Origin of the sequence: Pseudomonas sp. 21LCFQ010 (genome assembly GCF_024129905.1) — a bacterium.
Taxonomy (GTDB): domain Bacteria; phylum Pseudomonadota; class Gammaproteobacteria; order Pseudomonadales; family Pseudomonadaceae; genus Aquipseudomonas.
The window spans coordinates 137,963-156,811 of record NZ_JAMYDZ010000004.1; the positions used below are offsets into that span (position 1 = coordinate 137,963).

The following is an 18,849-nucleotide window of genomic DNA, read 5'->3' on the forward strand; positions in this document are numbered from 1 at the left end:
GCAGGTAAATCAGCGTGCTGCTTTGGCCGCACGCACTCAAATACGTTCCATTTTCGGCAGCCATACCCTGATCAGCGAAAACAGCCGGTCCAGATCGATAGGTTTGGCCAGATAATCATTGGCCCCGGCCTGCAAGCAACGCTCCTGATCGTCCTTCATTGCCTTGGCGGTGACTGCAATGACCGGCAGTTTGCGCCAGCGCGGATCCTTGCGAATCTGCGCAGTGGCTTCGAAGCCGTCCATCTCGGGCATCATCACATCCATCAGCACCAGGTCGATATCCGGGACCTCGTTAAGGCGGTCGATGGCTTCCAGGCCATTGCGCGCCACTTCCACCACCGCGCCTTTGTGCTCCAGGGCGCTGGTCAGGGCGAAGATATTGCGCACGTCGTCATCGACCACCAGGATGCGCCGCGCCTCGAACACCTTGTCGCGGCTGCGGGCGGTAAGCAGCATCTTCTGCCGTTCGTTGGACAACTGCGACTCGACCTTGTGCAGAAACAACGTCACTTCATCGAGCAGCCGCTCCGGCGAGCGTGCGCCCTTGATGATGATTGAGCGCGAATACTTCATCAGCTCGGCTTCTTCATCACGGGTCATATTGCGCCCGGTGTAGACAATCACCGGCGGGAACGAACGAATGCCTTCGCCGGCCATGCGCTTGAGCAGTTCGTTGCCGAGCATGTCCGGCAGCTTCAGGTCGATGATCATGCAGTCGTAAACGTGCTCGCGCAGCAGGTCCAGCGCCTCCTGGGCAAAGCCCACCGCGGTGATCTCCACGTCGTCATCACCGATCAGCCGGGCAATGCTGTCGCGCTGCAACGCATCGTCCTCGACCAGCAGCACACGCTTGAGCTTCTGGGTCAGCTTGGCCTCAAGCTTGGCAAACACATCCTTGAGTTCTTCACGAGTGGTGGGCTTGACCGCATAGCCAATGGCGCCCATATGCAGCGCCGCTTCCTGACGGTCCTCGACAGAAATCACATGAACCGGAATATGCCGGGTGCCGGGCTGTTCCTTGAGACGCTGCAACACGGTCAGGCCGGAGTGATCCGGCAGGCGCATGTCGAGCAGGATCGCATCGGGCGAGTATTGCACCGCCAGATCAAACCCCTCATCGGCCGCATGGGCGACCAGACAGCGGTAACCCAGTTCGTGCGCCAGATCAAAGAGGATCTGCGCGAACCTCACGTCGTCCTCGATCACCAGAATGCAACGCCCCACAAAGGGTGCGAGCTCACGATCATCGGCGAATGCCGGCAGCGCTGGCTCGCCCGGCTCTGGCGGTGCGAGCGCCGGTTGCGGGGTGCTGACCGGCAAGGCTGCAGCGCTGAAACCCGCCGTGGGTGTGCTGACCACCGGACTAATGACGTGCTCGCTGCCCTCGCCGGAGGCGACCCAGACCTGGGGCATCAACAGGGTGAACACGCTGCCTTTGCCCAACGTACTCGAGACGCTGATCGAACCACCCAACAGGGCGGCCAGGTCGCGGGAAATCGACAGCCCCAGCCCGGTGCCGCCATATTTACGATTGGTGGTGCCATCAGCCTGATGGAACGCCTCGAAGACACTGAGTTGCTGATCAGCGGCGATCCCGATTCCGGAATCACAGACAGCGAACGCCACGCCGCCCTCAGGCCGCGCCGAAGCGATCAGGCTGACGCTGCCTCGCTCGGTGAACTTGACTGCGTTGGACAGCAAGTTCTTGAGAATCTGCTCCAGGCGCAACGCATCGGTGTGCAGCAGCGCAGGCGTACCGGGTTGCAGCTCGACACTCAATTGCAACTGCTTCTGGCGGGCCAATGGCTGGAACATTCGTTCAAGCCCTTCGAGCAGTCGCTCCAGGCTGCAGTTTTCCGGCCGCACTTCAAGTTTGCCGGCCTCGACCTTGGCGATATCGAGGATATCGTTGATCAGGTTGAGCAAATCGTTGCCCGCCGAATAGATCGACTCGGCAAATTTGACCTGTTCGTCACTAAGGTTGCGGGTCGGATTCTCCGCCAGCAGCTTGGCGAGAATCAGCGAACTGTTGAGCGGCGTACGCAGCTCATGGGACATATTGGCCAGGAACTCTGACTTGTAACGGCTGGAGCGCTGCAATTGGTCGGCACGGGCCTGCAATTCGATCTGCGCATTGCTCAGTTCGTCATTGTTGCGGTCCAGTGCATCGCGCTGCTCGGCCAGCGCCTGGGCCTGCTCGGCCAACTGCACATTGGTCTGCTCCAGTTCTGCCTGCTGGGTTTCCAGATGTGCCTGGGATTCCTTGAGGATCCGTGATTGCTCTTCAAGCTCCTCATTGGCGGTGCGCAATTCTTCCTGCTGCACCTGCAGCTCTTCGTTGAGCTGCTGGGTTTCGCTCAGCACCTCTTGCAGCCGCTGACGATAACGCGCCGCTTCGATGGAGGTACCGACATTGCCGGCCACCAACTCAAGAAACTCGATGTCACGCTCAGCCAGAGGACGCAGAAAGCCCAGCTCAATGACGCCGTTGACCTGCTCGTCATTGCGGGTCGGCACAATCACCACGCTGGACGGGTTGCCAGCACCCAGCCCGGAGCTGATCTTGAAATAGTCCGTGGGCAGCGAATCGAGGGTCAGGATCCGTTGTTCATCGACCGCCTGACCAATAACCCCTTCACCGGCGTACAGCGATTGCTCGTGTTGTTCCTGCTCGCGAGAAAAACCGTAAGCGGCAACCCGGACCAGACCGCCGTGCTCCTGGCGTACGTAAACTGCCGCCACCGCAGCGCCCATGTAGCGGGCAAAAAACTGCAGCACGTTGCGACCGACCAGATTGAGGGTCAACTGACCGATCACCTGCTCGGCCAGCTCACTTTGCCCATTACGCAGCCAGGCGACCTTCTCCAGACGCTCGGCATTGTCTTGCTGCAGCTTCAGGTTGGCGCCGTAAGTGTTTGACAACGTGAGCAAATCGCGACGCCCCATCCAGGCCAGGATGGCACTGACACTGAGCACAAAGACCAGGTACAGGCTCACCGACAAAATGGTAATGCGGGTGACGTCGGCGTTGCGATTCAGACGCAGCTGCTGTTCCATGGCCACGGCCTGGTCGTACTCGCCACGGATCTGATCGGTGATGCGCTTGCCGCGCCCGGCGCGGGTCGGTGTCAGGAAGTCACCGCTGCTGCGGCGCAACTGGATCATTTCCTGGGCAAAGCTCTCCCACTCATCCTGCAGGGTCGACAGGCGGCGGAAACGGTCCAGCTGGGTCGGGTTGTCGCTGACCAGCGTCTGCAAACCCTGCAGCTCGGCCTTGAGCAGCGGCCGGGCGAGTTCATAGGGGTCGAGAAACTGCGCGTCACCAGTGAGCAGGTAACCACGCAGGCCGGTTTCCATGTCAATCGACAGTTTCAGCGAGCGGTTGGTGTTGTTGATCACCCGATCGGTGTGCTCGACCCACTGGATCGCGGCCAGCAGGTAGTTGATCAGAATGATGAAAAACACCGCGCTGAGCACGCCCACACCCAGTGGCAGGCTGACGTTACGTCCCAGTAATTTGCGAAAACGCTGTTCATCGACGTTGGACGGACGATTCATGAAAAATCCCTGATGGCCCGGTGAAATGACACAGTGTGACGCAAACTTAACAAAAAGATTCCATTTTCGCTCATACGGGATTGAAATTTCAGACATAAATTGGCAATAAGTCGCCTGCATCACACAATGGTGACGATTAACGGGAGCAGCACTATGGCGCAGAGCCATTAAGGGAACTTCTGACGGTGTTTTACTTACAGACATAGGGAGTCACAGCAATGTGGCTTTCAATGCCATTTTTTAGGGAGTTACCCATGCCAGCCCAAACCAGCACCATTCTCGTGGTCGAAGATGACGACATCGTGCGCATGCTGATTGTCGATGTTCTGGAAGAACTCGAGTACGTCGTGCTGGAAGCCGAAGACGGCGCTGCCGCCCTGAAAATGCTCACTGACAGCGCAGTGCATATTGATCTGCTGATGACCGACCAAGGCCTGCCTGATATGAAAGGCACCGACCTGGCCGGCCAGGCGCGCCAAATCCGCCCGCAGGTGCCGGTATTGTTCGCCAGCGGCTATGCAGAAATCATCGATATTCCCGAAGGCATGCATTCAATTGGCAAGCCCTTCTCCATCGACCAGTTACGCGACAAGGTAAAACACATTCTTGGCAACCCATGATCCGCACCACCGCGCCGGGCAACTGACCCGCCTGTTGTTTATCGGTTACGTCTGGCCGGAACCGCGCTCTTCTGCCGCCAGCGGTCACGTGATGCAACTGCTGCAGTGCTTCATCGAACAAGGCTGGCAGATCACGTTCGCCAGCCCGGCCACTGAAGGACCGCACAAGGCCGACTTGCGCAGCCTGGGTATTGATGAATGCAGCATCGAGCTCAATAACAGCAGTTTCGACACCTTTGTCAGCGAACTTGACCCACATATTGTGGTGTTCGATCAATTCATGATCGAGGAGCAGTTTGGCTGGCGAGTCGAAAAACAGTGCCCTGGTGCACTGCGCATCCTTGAGACCTCGGATTTGCAGAGCCTGCGCCATGCGCGCCAGGCAATCTTGCGCGATATCCTCAAGGCTGATGCGCAAGGCGCTGATTTAACCGAGCTTTTCAAGCCGGATCACCACGGTTTATTTACCCGCATGGCCGCCAGCGACCTGGCTCAGCGCGAAATCGCCGCGCTCTACCGTTGCGACCTGAACCTGATGACCTCTGACGTTGAAATGCAGTTGCTCAACGAGCGCTTCGGCGTTGCGGCGCAGCTTCTGCACTGGTGCCCATTGATGCTCGAAGGCAGCCCGGCCAGCACAACCGGCTTTGCCGAGCGAGCGCACTTTCTGAGCATCGGCAACTTTCGCCACGCGCCGAACTGGGACGCGGTGTTGTGGATGAAAAATGCGGTATGGCCGCTGATCCGCAAACAATTGCCTCACGCGCAGTTGCATGTGTATGGCGCCTACACGCCGCCCAAAGCCACCGCGCTGCACAATGCGGCGCAGGGCTTTCTTGTCAAAGACTGGGCCGAAGATGCCCTGCAGGTCATGGCGGCGGCCCGGGTGTGCCTGGCGCCACTGCGCTTCGGCGCTGGCATCAAGGGCAAGCTGATCGACGCCATGCTGTGTGGCACGCCCTCGGTGACCACACCGATCGGCAGTGAGGCCATGCAGGGCACCCTGCCCTGGCCCGGCATGATCGCTGAAACGGCGCAGGCCATTGCTGACGCTGCCGTGCAGTTGTACCAAAACCAGCCAAGCTGGGAGCAAGCGCAGCGCGACGGCTGGCAGTTGCTGCAAACACGCTATGGCTACCCGACCCACTGCGCGAGCCTGATCGGACGCATCGAGCAGTTGCGCAATGACTTGCCACGCCATCGCCTTAACAACTTTACCGGGGCCATGCTGCGTCACCATCAGCACAAAAGTACCCAGTACATGGCGCAGTGGATCGAGGCCAAGAATCGGCTGGCGTGAATCAGCGGGAATTTTGCCCGCAGCGGGAAATCGAACCATAGACATTCCCCCGCCAGGAGAGCCCGATGAACATTCCAATCCCGCCTGAAGCACCGGATCCGAATATCGACGATCCGCTCATTCCTGTTCCGCCAACCGAAGAGGATCCACCGCCCGTTGCCCCGCCTGCCGACAAGGGCACACCGATGGGCGACCCACCCAGCGAAGAAGCGCCGGTGAAGCTATGAGCCGGCCGGAGGCTGACTGTCAGCCTCCGTCCACACTCTGTGTAAACAGCTTCTCAGGACACTTCCTGGCGGTCAGCATGCTCATTGCCTGACTCAGCCCCGTCGCCATGATTCTTTTGTTTAGGCTCGTGACGGTCCACGACATGCGGCACCAGGCTGAGGATGCCCAGGGCCAGCAAGGTGCTGAGGATCGCCATGACTTCACGGCCCATGCCTGCGGCCACGCCGATGGCTGCGGTCATCCAGAGTCCTGCGGCGGTGGTCAGGCCCTTGACCTGGGAGATGTTCTTGGCGTGCTCTTTGAGGATGGTGCCGGCGCCAAGAAAGCCGATGCCGGCGACGATACCCTGAATGACCCGGCTCAAGGCAGTGTCGTCGGCGCCGGCCATGTCCGGGGCGAGGACGAACAAGGCGGCGCCCATGCTGACCAGCATGTGGGTACGAACACCGGCGGCCTTGCCGCGATGCTCACGTTCGAAACCGAGGATGCCGCCAAGGATCGCGGCAGTGGCCAGGCGCAGCGTCACGCGGGTCAGTTGCTCGATATCGCCAATATCGGCGAACTCCGATTGTACGGTTGCCAGTACCTGTTGCCACCACGAATTCATGACCGCTCCTTGGCGTGGGTTTATCGCGGTCACATTAGGGGTTGTCGGCCAGCCATGCAAATCTGCCAAACCTGCGTGGCCGGTTATTGATCCTCTCGTAGGAGCAGCTTCAGCTGCGAAGCCTTCGCAGCTAAAGCCAATACTGTTTGTTCAGTTAAGTCCACAAATCTCGGTGGGAGGCAGCTCTGCTGGCGAAGACGGCGGCGCATTCGCAGCAGATGCTGTGACTTTACTGGCCTCTTCGCGAGCAGACCGGGGCGCCGGCCGGCTCTTCCCACCGGGTCCGCAGTGCTTATTTGAACAGTATTGCGGCCAAAGCCGGTCCTACGTGGCTCCATGTGTGCTGCGCGACAGCGCGGCACCGAGACGGCGGGCAATCTCCTACGCGATACCCATTAAAAATCAGTGGCTTTCAATTCAGCGCCCGCCGCCGACATCAATAAACGTGCCGGTCGCATAGGACGCCTTGTCCGAGAGCAGCCATATGATCGCCTCAGCCACTTCCTGTGCGGTTCCGCCCCGGCGCATCGGCAGGTCGCCTTCGAGCTTGCTGACCCGGAACGGGTCGCCCGAGTGAACGTGAAAATCGGTAAAGATATAGCCCGGACGCACCGCGTTGACGCGGATGCCCTGCCCGGCAACCTCTTTGGCCAGGCCAATGGTAAAGGTATCCAGCGCGCCCTTGGACGCCGCATAGTCGACGTACTCGTTCGCCGCCCCCAGCCGTGAGGCCACGGAACTGACGTTGACGATACTGCCACCCTGCCCGCCGTGCTGCGGTGACATGCGCAGCAGTGCATGTTTGCTGCACAGGATCGGGCCGACCACGTTGCTCATCATGATCTTGAGCAGACGAAACTCCGACATGTCTTCGACCCGCGAGGCGTGGGAGATGCTTGCCGCATTGTTGACCAGGTGGGTGACCGGCCCCAGTTCGGTATCGATCCGGGAATAGAGGCGAATGATCTCGTCCTCGTTACTGACATCGGCCTGCACGGCAATCGCCTGCGCGCCCAGTGCGCGGACCTGGCTACAGACCTGCTCGGCAGCACTGTGATCAGAGAGATAGTTGATACAGATTCGATAGCCTTCAGTGGCAGCCAGCAATGCGGTGGCGGCGCCGATGCCACGAGAACCGCCAGTAACGAGAAGCACTTTTTCCATATTTTTTTCTTGTGATCCGATAGGAAACGGGAGTATCCGACTGCCTGAGCGGTATTGGCAATCGGCGGGTATCAAATTGCCGGTAGCTCCGCAGCCCGCACGCGTTGCTCAGACGCCTGGACTTCTTCGAGAAAGCGCTGGGCCGGCAACGGTTGGCCCAGCAGGTAGCCTTGCAGCGAATCACACCCCAGGCGGGTCAGGAAACTCTGCTGAACATCGGTCTCGACACCCTCGGCGACGATCCGCAGGTCCAGCGCCTGGCCCAACGCCACAATCGCCGACACAATGGCCGCGTCGTCACTGTCGTGCTCAAGGTCATGAACAAAGCCACGGTCGATCTTGATCTCGTTGGCCGGCAGACGCTTGAGGTACATCAGGCTGGAATAGCCGGTGCCAAAATCGTCGATCGACAGGTCCACGCCCATTTCAGACAGCTTGTTGAGCACGGTCATGCTCGCATCGGCGTCATTCATGGCCGTGCTCTCGGTGATTTCCAGGGTCAGGCAGTTGGCCGGCAACCGATGCCGCGCCAGCGTATCGCTGACCACATCCACCAGCCCGGCATGACAGAACTGCAAGGCCGACAGGTTCACCGCGATCCGCCAATGCTGGTAACCGCGTGCCAGCCACAGGCTCATTTGCTGGCAGGCCTCATCCAGCACCCATTCACCAAGAGGAATGATCAACCCGGTCTTTTCCGCCAGGCCGATAAAACGATCCGGGGCCAGCAAGCCGTGCTGCGGATGGTTCCAGCGCAGCAACGCCTCGGCGCCCACCGGCAGGCCGCTCAGCGCGTCGAATTTGGGCTGGTAATACAGACAGAATTGCCGCTCTCTGATCGCCACCCGCAGCTCCTGAAGCAACTGCAACTGGTTGCGGGCGTCGGTGTTCATCGACGCCTCGAAAAAGCTGTAACCGTTCTTGCCATTGGCCTTGGCGTGATACATGGCGGCATCGGCGTTCATCAACAGCTCGTGCTGATCGGCGCCATTACCAGGATAAAGGCAGATACCGATGCTCACCGAGACGTGCAAGGTGTGCGCATTGACATCGAACGGCTGGGAAATGACCTCGACCAGACGCGAGGCCACGGCCACCGCTTCGCCAACATCATCCAGTTCCATGAGCAACACAAACTCGTCACCGCCGATGCGCGCCAGGGTGTCCTGGCGATGCAGATTGGCGCGCAGGCGCTGGGCAACATCGCGCAGCAGTTGATCACCAATATAATGGCCAAAGGCATCGTTTACCGGCTTGAAGCCATCCAGGTCCATGAACATCAGGGCAAAACTGCTGTGGTTTTTCTGCGCGGCGCGCATGGCCTGATCGATACGGTCGGTGAGCAGCACCCGGTTCGGCAGCCCGGTCAGATTGTCGTGCAACGCCAGGTGGGTCAGTTCCTGATTGGCTCTGGACAGTGAATTGGCAAGGATGGCCGTGCGTGCTTCAAGCCGGGCATCCAGTACCGAGGTCAGCAAAGCAATGCTCAGCACCGCCAGAGTGGTGACCAGCACCAGCTTGTCCAGGCCATCGGTCTTCAGGCCGTCAGTCAGCGCAGCGCAGAAACTGCCGTCGGCAAAGCTGGCTGCCGCCATGCCGGTGTAGTGCATGCCGACGATCGCCAGGCCCATGACCAGCGCGGCCGCGCAACGTGCCAGGTAAACATACGGGGTGTTTTGCCGCAGACTGAACGCGATCCACAACGCCGCGGCTGAAGCGGCCACGGCAATCACCAGCGACAGGCCGAACAGCAGCGGATCGTAGTTGATCATCGGCTGCATGTGCAGCGCGGCCATGCCCAGGTAATGCATGCAACTGATGCCTGCCCCCATCAGCAAAGCACCGAGGGCCAGGTGCGAGAATGGCAACGTTGGCTGGCTGACCAGCCACAGCGCAAAGCCCGATGAAAGCATGGCGATCAGCAGCGAACCCAGTGTCAGCAGCAGGTCATAACCCAGCTCGATGGGCAGCACGAAGGCCAGCATGCCGATGAAGTGCATCGACCAGATACCGATGCCCATCGCGAACGCGCCGCCGATCATCCACAGGTAGGCACTACGGCCTTTGGCAGTGGCCACACGACCGGCCAGATCCAGCGCCGTATAGGACGCCAGGACTGCGACCAGGATGGAGATAATGACCAGCGAGGGAACGTAGCTGCCAATCACGGGGAATGCCTCATGACGTAGACCGGGTAAGCGCATCCATGCCAATCACAATGGGGATGATTCTACCCGCTTCCACGCCAACCGATAGGCTCGCCCCGACAAAAAGTGGCAAATAGCCAGAAAAAATGCCGTTTCTCGGTCAAGCCGTGATCATTGCGCCTGGGAAGACTCCAGGCCCTGCCAGCCGCCGCCCAGCGCCGCGATCAGTTGCACGCTGGCAACCAGCCGGCTTTGCAGCACATTCAGCACACTGCGCTCGTTGCTCAGCGCCGTAGCCTGGACATTGACCACGTCCAAATAGCCGATCAGGCCGGCCTTGTACTGGTTGTCGGTCAGGCGCAGCGACTCACGCGCAGCCGCCAGTGCTTCGTCACGCACGCCCGCCTCCTGCTCATAAACCTTGAGCTGGACCATGTAGTTCTCGACCTCCTGAAAGCCGGTCAGCACGGTCTGGCGATACTGGGCGACGGTCTGATCATAGACCGCTTCGACCCGGTCGACTTCCGCCGAACGCTTGCCGGCATCGAACAGGGTCAGGGCCAGTTGCGGCCCCACCGACCAGAAGCGGTTGGGCAGGCTGATCCAGTTGGAGAACGAGCTGCTGCTGTAACCGCCACTGAGGCTCAGGGTCAGGTCGGGAAAATAAGCGGCCTTGGCAACGCCGATATTGGCGTTGGCCGCCATCACCGAACGCTCGGCGGCAGCGATGTCGGGACGTCGCTCCAGCAGCGTCGAGGGCACCCCCACCGGAATGGCCGGCAATGGCGGGATGTCATCGGTCGCCGCCAGATTGAACTCGGCCGGGGCCATGCCCATCAGCACGGCAATGGCATTTTCAAACTGAGCACGCTGCCAGACCAGATCAATCAGGTCTGCCTCAGTGCTCTTGAGCTGGGTGCGTGCCTGCGCCACCGCGTCGGGTCCGGAAACCCCGGCGCGGTACTGGTTTTCGGTGAGTTTCAGCGAGCGCTGGTAGGCCTGGACCGTCGCTTCGAGCAGACGCTTTTGCTCATCGATCACCCGCAGTTGCAGGTAATTCTGTACCAGCTCCGACTGTTGGCTCAGGCGCATCGCGGCCAGATCCGCCTCGCTGGCTTCGGCGTTGGCCTCACCCGCCTCCAGGCCGCGACGCAACTTGCCCCATACATCGGCCTCCCAGCTCACCCCCAGTTGCGCGTTGTAAGTGTCGCGGATGCCGCTGCTGTTGTTCGACAGGCTTGAGCTGCTGCTACCGGTGCCCTGCGCCGAGCGGTTCTTGCCGGTGGTCAGGTTCAGGGTCGGAAACAGCGAAGCCCGGGAACTGCGCACCAGCGCCTGAGCCTGGCGGTACTGAGCCTCGTACTGGGCGACGGTCTGGTTGGAGGCATTAAGGCGCTCGACCAGTTGGTTGAGCTGCGGGTCCTGGTAGATTTCCCACCAGGCGCCACGCGCCAGCGCGTCGCTCGGCGCCGCCTGACGCCAGCCGTCGGCAGCCTTGAACTGCGCCGTGGCGATGACCTGCGGTACCTGGTAATCGGGGCCGACGGCACAGCCACTGAGCAACAGCGCGCACAGGCAGGCCGCCAGCGGACGCAGGCGCAAGGATGGAGTGGCCGGGCAATGAGTCATAGCGGAGTTTCCAGGGCAGCATCAGTACGCACGCCGCGCCAGTCGTTGAAACGATGGCGCAGACGATCGAGATAGAGGTAAACCACCGGAGTGGTGTAAAGGGTCAGGACCTGACTGAACACCAGGCCGCCGATGATGGTCAGCGCCAGTGGCTGGCGCATTTCCGAACCTTCGGCGGTGCTCAGCAACAGCGGCAGTGCGCCAAGGATGGCCGCGATGGTGGTCATCAGGATCGGCCGCAACCGCTGCAGGCACGCCTGATGGATCGACTCCTGCGGGCTCATGCCGTTGTCACGCTCAAGTTGCAGCGCCAGGTCGATCATCATGATCGCGTTTTTCTTGACGATGCCGATCAACAAAAACAGACCGAGCAAGGAAATCAGGCTGAACTGCGAACCGACCACATAGATGCTCAACAAGGCACCTACCCCCGCCGACGGCAAGGTCGAGAGGATGGTCAATGGGTGTATGTAACTCTCGTAGAGGATGCCCAGCACCAGATAGACCAGCACCAGCGCACCGAGAATCATGAACGGCTGGTTCTTCTGGGCCTTGGCGAAGGCATCGCCGGTGCCGCCCATTTTCGAGATCACATCGGTGGGCAGACCCAGACCGGCCACAGCACGCTCGATGGCCATGGTGGCAGTGTCCAGGCTAACGCCTTCGGCCAGATCGAACGAGATATCTTCCGAAGCAAACAGCCCTTCGTGAGAGACCCGGTCATTTTCCAGGCTGCGCTCGTAATGGGCAATGGTCGACAGCGGCACACGCTGACCGTCGGCGGTGATCACCCGGATCTGCTCAAGCGTACTGGGGTCCTGGGCGTACTTTGGATTGACCTCCATGACCACCTTGTACTGGTTGAGGGTGTCATAGATGGTCGAAACCTGGCGCTGGCTGTAGGCGTTGTTCAACACCGCAGTGACCATTTCCATATCGATGCCCAGACTTTTGGCCCGATCACGGTCGACGATCAGCGTGGTCTGTTGTGCACCCCGGCCTTCCCGGGCATCGATGGCCGTCAACTCCGGCAGGCCGCGAAACGCCGCGACCACTTTCGGATACCACTCACGCAGCAGGGCCAGATTGCCGCTCTGCAACACGTACTGGTACTGGGAGCTGGCCTGTTCGCGCACACCACCGACCTGGATGTCCTGCTCGGCCTGCAAAAACAGCCGCCCGCCCGGTACTGGCGGCAGGTTCTTGCGAATCCGCTCGACCACTTTGTCTGCCGAGAGCTTGCGCTCGCTGATGGGCTTGAGGCGCACGATCATGAACGCGTTGTTGATCCCGCCTTCACCGCCAATAAAACCGGCCACGCTCTGCACCGCAGGGTCAGCCAGCACAGCGCGCCGAAAGATTTCCATCTTCGGCTGCATGACCCGGAACGACAGGCCGTCATCACCCCGGATGAACGCCATGATCTGGCCGGTATCCTGCTGCGGCAGGAAAGTCTTGGGTACGATCACGAATAACGCGACATTACCGGCGATGGTCAGCAACAGGCTGGCCAGGGTCAGGCGCGGATGGCGCAGCACCCAGCTCAGGCTGCGATCATAGGCCACCACCATGCGGGCGTTGACCCGGTCGCTCCAGCGCTGGAACCCGGTGCGTTCATGCTCGACTTCAGGCTTGAGCCAGCGCGCACAGAGCATCGGAGTCAACGTCAGCGACACCACCAACGACACCAGGATCGCCACCGAGAGGGTGATGGAAAACTCACGGAACAGGTTCTCGATCATCCCGCCCATGAACAGAATCGAGATGAACACCGCCACCAGCGACACGTTCATCGCCAGCAGGGTGAAGCCCACCTCTTTGGCGCCGACAAACGCGGCTTGTAGCGGCGACTTGCCTTCGTGGATATGTCGGGAAATATTCTCCAGCACCACAATAGCGTCGTCCACCACCAGACCGGTGGCGAGAATCAGCGCCATCAGCGACAGGTTGTTCAGGGAAAACCCGCACAGATACATGATCGAGAACGAACCGACCAGCGAGATCGGCACCGCCAGGGTCGGGATCAGCGAGGCCCGCAGGTTACCGAGAAACAGGAACACCACCATGATCACCAGCACCACCGCGATCAGCAAGGTCAGCTCCGCTTCATGCAGGGTGGCCTTGATCACCAGCGAGCGGTCCTGGGCCACCCCCAGTTTGACACTGGCCGGCATGACCGCCCGCAGGGACGGCAGGCGGTCCTGGATCTGCTGCACGGTTTCGATGATATTGGCCCCTGCCTGGCGATTGATCACCAGCAGTACCGCCTTCTCATCGTTGAAGAAACCGCTGTTGTAACGGCTCTCGACGTCGTCGCGAACTTTGGCGACATCCGCCAGGCGCAATACCGAACCATCCTGGTAACGGATGATCAGCGGTGCGTAATCCTTGGCCTTGCTCAGTTGATCGTTGGCCTGTACCTGCCAGTTGTGCTGGTCGTTTTCGACAAAGCCTTTGGGACGGCGTACGTTGGCCGCAGTAATGGTGTTGCGCACATCGTCCAGCGACACCCCGTACTGCTCAAGCAGATGCGGTTCGACTTCGACCCGCACCGCCGGCAGCGAACTGCCACCGATGCGCACCTCACCGACGCCCTGCACCTGGGACAGGCTCTGGGACAGGATGGTCGAGGCCAGGTCGTAGAGCTGGCCCTTGCTCAGCACCTCGCTGGTCAGTGACAGCACCATGATCGGCATCTGCGACGGGTTGACCTTCTTGTAGGTCGGCATGCTGCGCATCCCGCTGGGCAGCAGATTGCGCGAGGCATTGATAGCAGCCTGAACCTCGCGGGCCGCGCCATTGATGTCGGTGCCCTGGTCGAAAGCCAGCACCACTCGGGTCGAACCCTGGCTGGAATTGCTGCTCATCGAGCTGACCCCGGCAATCGTACCCAGGGTGCGCTCCAGCGGCGTGGCGACGCTCGACGCCATGATTTCCGGGCTGGCGCCGGCCAGGCTGGCCGATACCACGATCACCGGAAAGTCCATGTTCGGCAGCGGTGCGACCGGCATCAGGCGAAAGGCAAACCCGCCGATCAGCATGATCGCCAGGCTCAGCAGCATGGTTGCGACCGGTCGTTTTATAAAAGGCGCCGACAGGTTCATGCGTCGGCCTGTGGCGCAGCGTGCGCGGTGTCAGGCTTACGGCCCCAGCGACGCCCCAGACGGTCGAAGTACAGGTAGATCACCGGGGTGGTGAACAGGGTCAGGATCTGGCTGACCAGCAACCCGCCGACCATCACCAGCCCCAGTGGCTGGCGCAGTTCGGCACCTGAACCGGTGGCCAGCATCAGCGGCAAGGCACCGAACAATGCTGCCAGGGTGGTCATCAGGATCGGTCGAAACCGCAGCAGCGCCGCTTCATAGATTGCCGTGCGGCTGTCCAGCCCGCGGTTGCGTTCGGCATCCAGGGCGAAGTCGATCATCATGATCGCGTTCTTTTTGACAATGCCGATCAGCAAAATGATGCCGATGATCGCGATCATGCCCAGGTCGTTGCCACTGAGGATCAACGCCAGCAACGCGCCTACCGCCGCCGACGGCAAGGTCGACAGGATGGTGATCGGGTGGATGTAACTCTCGTAAAGCACCCCGAGCACGATGTACATGGTCACCACTGCCGCCAGGATCAGCAACAGGGTACTCGACAGCGAGGCCTGGAAGGCTTCGGCAGCGCCCTGGAAGCGGGTCTGCACGCCCAGCGGCACGCCGATGTCTTTCTGGACCTGTTCGATGACTTGCACCGCTTTGCCCAGCGAGACGCCCGGTGCCAGGTTGAACGACATCATCACCGCCGGGAACTGGCCAAGGTGACCGATCGACAATTGCGCCTGACGCTGTTCTACCCGCGCCAGGCTGGACAGTTTGACCTGGCGATCATCGGTGGTCTTGACGTAGATCTGCTCCAGCGCCTGGGGCCCCAGCTCGTTGGAGTACGCCGACTGCAGCACCACCCGGTACTGACTGGCCTGGGTATAAATGGTCGAAATCTGCCGCTGACCGAAGGCGTCGTACAACGCATCGGTAATGTTGGCGGTGGTCACCCCCAGCCGACTGGCGGCATCGCGGTCGATGGCCAGGTACACCTGCAAGCCTTTGTCCTGCAGGTCGCTGGCCACGTCGATCAGTTCGGGGCGCTGCTTGAGCGCCTGCAGCAGGCGCTCGCTCCACTCGCCCAGCAGTTCGGCGTCCGGTGACGACATGCTGAACTGATACTGAGTGCGGCTGACCCGGTCTTCGATGGTCAGATCCTGCACCGGTTGCAGGAACAACCGGATGTCGGCCAATTGGTCCAATTGCGGTTGCAGACGCTGAATCACCTGGGCGGCGGTCAGGTCACGCTCACTGTGCGGCTTGAGGTTGATCAGCATGCGCCCGCTGTTGAGCGTGGCGTTATCACCATCGACACCGATATAGGACGAAAGGCTTTGCACCGCCGGGTCCTTGAGAATAATCGCCGCCAGGGCCTGCTGGCGCTCACTCATGGAGGTGAACGACACCGATTGCGGCCCCTCGCTGATGCCCTGGATCACCCCGGTGTCCTGCACCGGGAAGAAGCCCTTGGGCACCGCCATATACAGCACCACGGTCAGCGCCATGGTGCCGATCGCGACCAGCATGGTCAGTGCCTGATGATTGAGCACCCAGCGCAGCTTGCGCTCGTAGGCTTCGATCAGCCAGTCCAGCCAGGCGCCGCTGGCCCGATAGAACTTGCTCTGTTCTTCTTGCTTGGGTTCGCGCTTGAGCAGGCGGGCACACATCATTGGTGTCAGGGTCAGCGACACCACCAGCGAAATCAGGATCGCCACCGCCAGGGTGATGGCAAACTCGCGGAACAACCGGCCCACCACATCGGCCATGAACAGCAGCGGAATCAACACGGCGATCAGCGACAGGGTCAGCGACACCAGGGTGAAGCCGATTTGCCGGGCGCCCTTGAGCGCAGCCTGAAACGGCGTCTCGCCCTCCTCGATGTGACGCGAGATGTTCTCCAGCATCACAATCGCATCGTCCACCACAAAACCGGTGGCGATGGTCAGCGCCATCAGCGTCAGGTTGTTGATCGAGAAACCGGCCAGGTACATCACGCCAAAGGTGCCGATCAGTGACAGCGGCACCACGATTGACGGAATGATCGTGGCGCTGATCCGGCGCAGGAACAGGAAGGTCACCATGACCACCAGAATCACCGCGAACATCAACTCATGCTGCACGTCAGTGACGGCGGCACGAATGGTCTGGGTCCGGTCAGTGAGCACCACCACTTCCAGACCGGCCGGCAGGTTGTCGGTGATCTGCGGCAGCATCGCCTTGATCCGGTCGACCACCTCGATGACGTTGGCCCCTGGCTGACGCTGGATGTTCACCAGCACTGCCTGATTCTGGTTGGCCCAGGCCGCCAGGCGGTCGTTCTCGGCACCGTCGACGATCTGTGCAACGTCCTTAAGACGCAGCGGCGCACCGTTTTTATAGGCGACGATCAGGTTGGCGTATTCGGCGGCGGACTTGAGCTGGTCATTGGCGTCGAGCATCGAGGTCAGAATCGGACCGTCGAAGTTGCCCTTGGGCTGGTTGACGTTGGACGCGCTGATCAGGGTGCGGATATCGGCCAGGTTCAGGCCATTGGCCGCCAAGGCCTGCGGGTTGACCTTGATGCGCACCGCCTGGCGCTGGCCGCCGGCAATGCTGACCATCCCCACCCCGGTCACCTGGGAAATTTTCTGCGCCATGCGGGTGTCGATCAGCTCGTTGAGCTGCGGCAACGGCATGGTCCTGGAGCTGACTGCGATGGTCAGTACCGGGGTGTCGGCCGGATTGACCTTGTTGTACACCGGTGGTGCTGGCAGATCGCTGGGCAACAGGTTGCTGGCAGCATTGATCGCGGCCTGGACTTCCTGCTCGGCGACGTCCATCGACAGCTCAAGGCTGAAACGCAAGGTAATCACCGAGGCGCCACCGGAGCTGTTGGAGGCCATCTGGGTCAAGCCGGGCATCTGCCCGAACTGGCGCTCCAGCGGCGCGGTCACCGCACTGGTCATCACCTGCGGGCTAGCACCGGGGTACAGCGTGATCACCCGGATGGTCGGATAATCCACCTGCGGCAAGGCCGAAACCGGCAGCAGGGTGTAGGCGATCAGGCCGGCCAGCAAAATCGCCAGCATGCTCAGCGTGGTGGCGACCGGGCGCAGGATGAACAGGCGGGAGATATTCATGCTTGGCTGTTTTCCACCGCGCCGGCAGAAGCCGAGCCTTCACCGGCTTTGCCGGGCTTGCCCTGCAGTTTCTGGCTCGGCGTGGCCGGCACGTCCTTGCTGTCGGAGACGATCTCGACCTCAGTACCCTCGCGCAGACGGTCGGTGCCTTCGAGCACCACTTGGGTGCCGGCCGCCAGGCCTTCAGTCACCACGGTGTAGGTCTCATTGCTCGGACCAGTCTTGAGCAGGCTGATCTTGACCTTCTTGTCATCGCCCAGCGAGTAAACAAAGGTTCCTTTGGTGCCGTACTGCACCGCAGCGGTGGGCACCAGCACGGCCTGCTTGAGGGTGTTGGCCAGCAGCCGCACGTTGACGAACTGGTTAGGCAACAGCGATTCATCGCGATTATCAAAGCGTGCCTTGAATTTCAGGGTGCCAGTGGTGGCGTCAATCTGGTTGTCGAGACTGGCCAGCACGCCACTGCCCTGCTGCTTCTGATCACCCCGGTCCCAGGCCTCGACCGGCAGCTTGTCGCCACTGCGATAGCGCTCTATGACCGCCGGCACGTCGGTTTCCGGCAAGGTGAAGGCCACCGAGATTGGCTGGGTCTGAGTGATCACCACCAGTGCGGTGGTGTCGTTGGCCGCGACCAGGTTGCCCAGATCGAGTTGTTTGAGGCCTACCCGACCGCCAATCGGGGCACGGATTTTAGTGAAATCCAGATTAAGCCGCGCTTCGTTGACCGCGGCCTGATTGGTCTTGATCGTGCCCTTGTACTGGTTGACCAGCGACTCGGCGGTATCGAGGGTCTGCTTGGCAATGCTGTCTTCGCGGTACAGATCGCGGTAGCGCTGCACATCGAGCTCGGCGTTACGCAGCAATGCCTGATTGGTCGCCAGCGTGCCTTCAGCCTGTTGCAGGGCAATCTGGTAAGTACGCGGGTCGATTTCCGCCAGCAGGTCACCGGCCTTGACCATCTGGCCTTCCTGGAAGTGGATCTTGATCAGCTCACCGGCCACCCGGCTGCGCACGTTGATGGTGTTGGTCGCTGTGACCGTACCCAGCGCCTTGTAATAGATCGGGAAGTCCGCCTGAGTGGCGGGAGCAACCCGCACCGGCACTGCCTGGGTCGAACCACCGAAACCGGGGCGGGCCATGCCGCCACGCCCGCCTGAATGGCCCGCCTCGGCGGTCTTGTGCGGCGTGGAGGCCGGCCAGAACCACCAGCACAGGCCGATGATCGCCAGCAGGACCAATAGACTAACCAACCAGCGACGAGAGTTACGGGGACCAGACGATTGCATGAATAAATCAACCATTGCAGGTGGGGGCTTTTTCGAAGGCTGAACAATAAGCACAGATGAGATTCAAGCAAAGCGCCTTTACCAAGCGCTTACCTTCGC

At 60.8% G+C, this 18,849-nt stretch carries 11 protein-coding genes; 3 read left to right on the plus strand and 8 right to left on the minus strand.

The annotated features are described in order from the left end of the window. Positions 1 to 36: 36 nt before the first annotated feature. Complete coding sequence (locus NJC38_RS07100; RefSeq protein ID WP_253112537.1) at positions 37 to 3,558, minus strand: response regulator; 3,522 nt, start codon at positions 3,556 to 3,558, stop codon at positions 37 to 39. Between the two features lie 254 nt (positions 3,559 to 3,812). On the opposite strand from NJC38_RS07100, the gene NJC38_RS07105 reads away from it, so the two are divergent. From NJC38_RS07105 to NJC38_RS07115, 3 genes are all read left to right on the plus strand, one after another. Then, positions 3,813 to 4,178, plus strand: coding sequence for a response regulator (locus NJC38_RS07105; protein WP_253112540.1), 366 nt, complete (start codon positions 3,813 to 3,815; stop codon positions 4,176 to 4,178). Next, positions 4,165 to 5,478 (plus strand): glycosyltransferase, encoded by a 1,314-nt coding sequence (locus tag NJC38_RS07110; RefSeq protein WP_253112552.1) that lies wholly within the window; start codon positions 4,165 to 4,167, stop codon positions 5,476 to 5,478. Before NJC38_RS07105 ends, NJC38_RS07110 begins: the two co-directional genes overlap by 14 nt. Before the next feature lie 65 nt (positions 5,479 to 5,543). Then, positions 5,544 to 5,705: a hypothetical protein gene (locus tag NJC38_RS07115; RefSeq protein ID WP_253112554.1), complete on the plus strand. Its 162-nt coding sequence runs from the start codon at positions 5,544 to 5,546 to the stop codon at positions 5,703 to 5,705. Between the two features lie 53 nt (positions 5,706 to 5,758). Here the strand turns inward: NJC38_RS07115 and NJC38_RS07120 are convergent, their stop codons facing one another. The 7 genes from NJC38_RS07120 to NJC38_RS07150 all read right to left on the minus strand — a co-directional run bounded on the left by NJC38_RS07120 (position 5,759) and on the right by NJC38_RS07150 (position 18,765). Next, positions 5,759 to 6,313, minus strand: a complete 555-nt coding sequence (locus tag NJC38_RS07120; protein ID WP_253112557.1) for an MgtC/SapB family protein — start codon at positions 6,311 to 6,313, stop codon at positions 5,759 to 5,761. 417 nt (positions 6,314 to 6,730) lie between these two features. Beyond that, the gene (locus NJC38_RS07125) at positions 6,731 to 7,477 is read right to left on the minus strand and encodes an SDR family oxidoreductase (protein WP_253112560.1); all 747 of its coding nucleotides are present in this window, start codon (positions 7,475 to 7,477) and stop codon (positions 6,731 to 6,733) included. Between the two features lie 71 nt (positions 7,478 to 7,548). Continuing rightward, positions 7,549 to 9,681 carry an EAL domain-containing protein gene (locus NJC38_RS07130; RefSeq protein WP_045490908.1) on the minus strand — a complete coding sequence of 711 codons (2,133 nt, stop codon included), beginning with the start codon at positions 9,679 to 9,681 and terminating at the stop codon, positions 7,549 to 7,551. A gap of 114 nt (positions 9,682 to 9,795) precedes the next feature. Further along, positions 9,796 to 11,253, minus strand: a complete 1,458-nt coding sequence (locus NJC38_RS07135) for an efflux transporter outer membrane subunit (RefSeq protein WP_253112570.1) — start codon at positions 11,251 to 11,253, stop codon at positions 9,796 to 9,798. Further along, complete coding sequence (locus tag NJC38_RS07140) at positions 11,250 to 14,357, minus strand: efflux RND transporter permease subunit (RefSeq protein ID WP_253112572.1); 3,108 nt, start codon at positions 14,355 to 14,357, stop codon at positions 11,250 to 11,252. The genes NJC38_RS07135 and NJC38_RS07140 overlap by 4 nt, the downstream gene beginning before the upstream one ends. After that, a complete protein-coding gene (locus NJC38_RS07145) occupies positions 14,354 to 17,464 on the minus strand; it encodes an MdtB/MuxB family multidrug efflux RND transporter permease subunit (RefSeq protein ID WP_253112575.1) in 3,111 nt (1,036 codons plus the stop codon). The genes NJC38_RS07140 and NJC38_RS07145 overlap by 4 nt, the downstream gene beginning before the upstream one ends. After that, complete coding sequence (locus NJC38_RS07150; RefSeq protein ID WP_253112577.1) at positions 17,461 to 18,765, minus strand: MdtA/MuxA family multidrug efflux RND transporter periplasmic adaptor subunit; 1,305 nt, start codon at positions 18,763 to 18,765, stop codon at positions 17,461 to 17,463. The genes NJC38_RS07145 and NJC38_RS07150 overlap by 4 nt, the downstream gene beginning before the upstream one ends. Positions 18,766 to 18,849 lie beyond the last annotated feature (84 nt).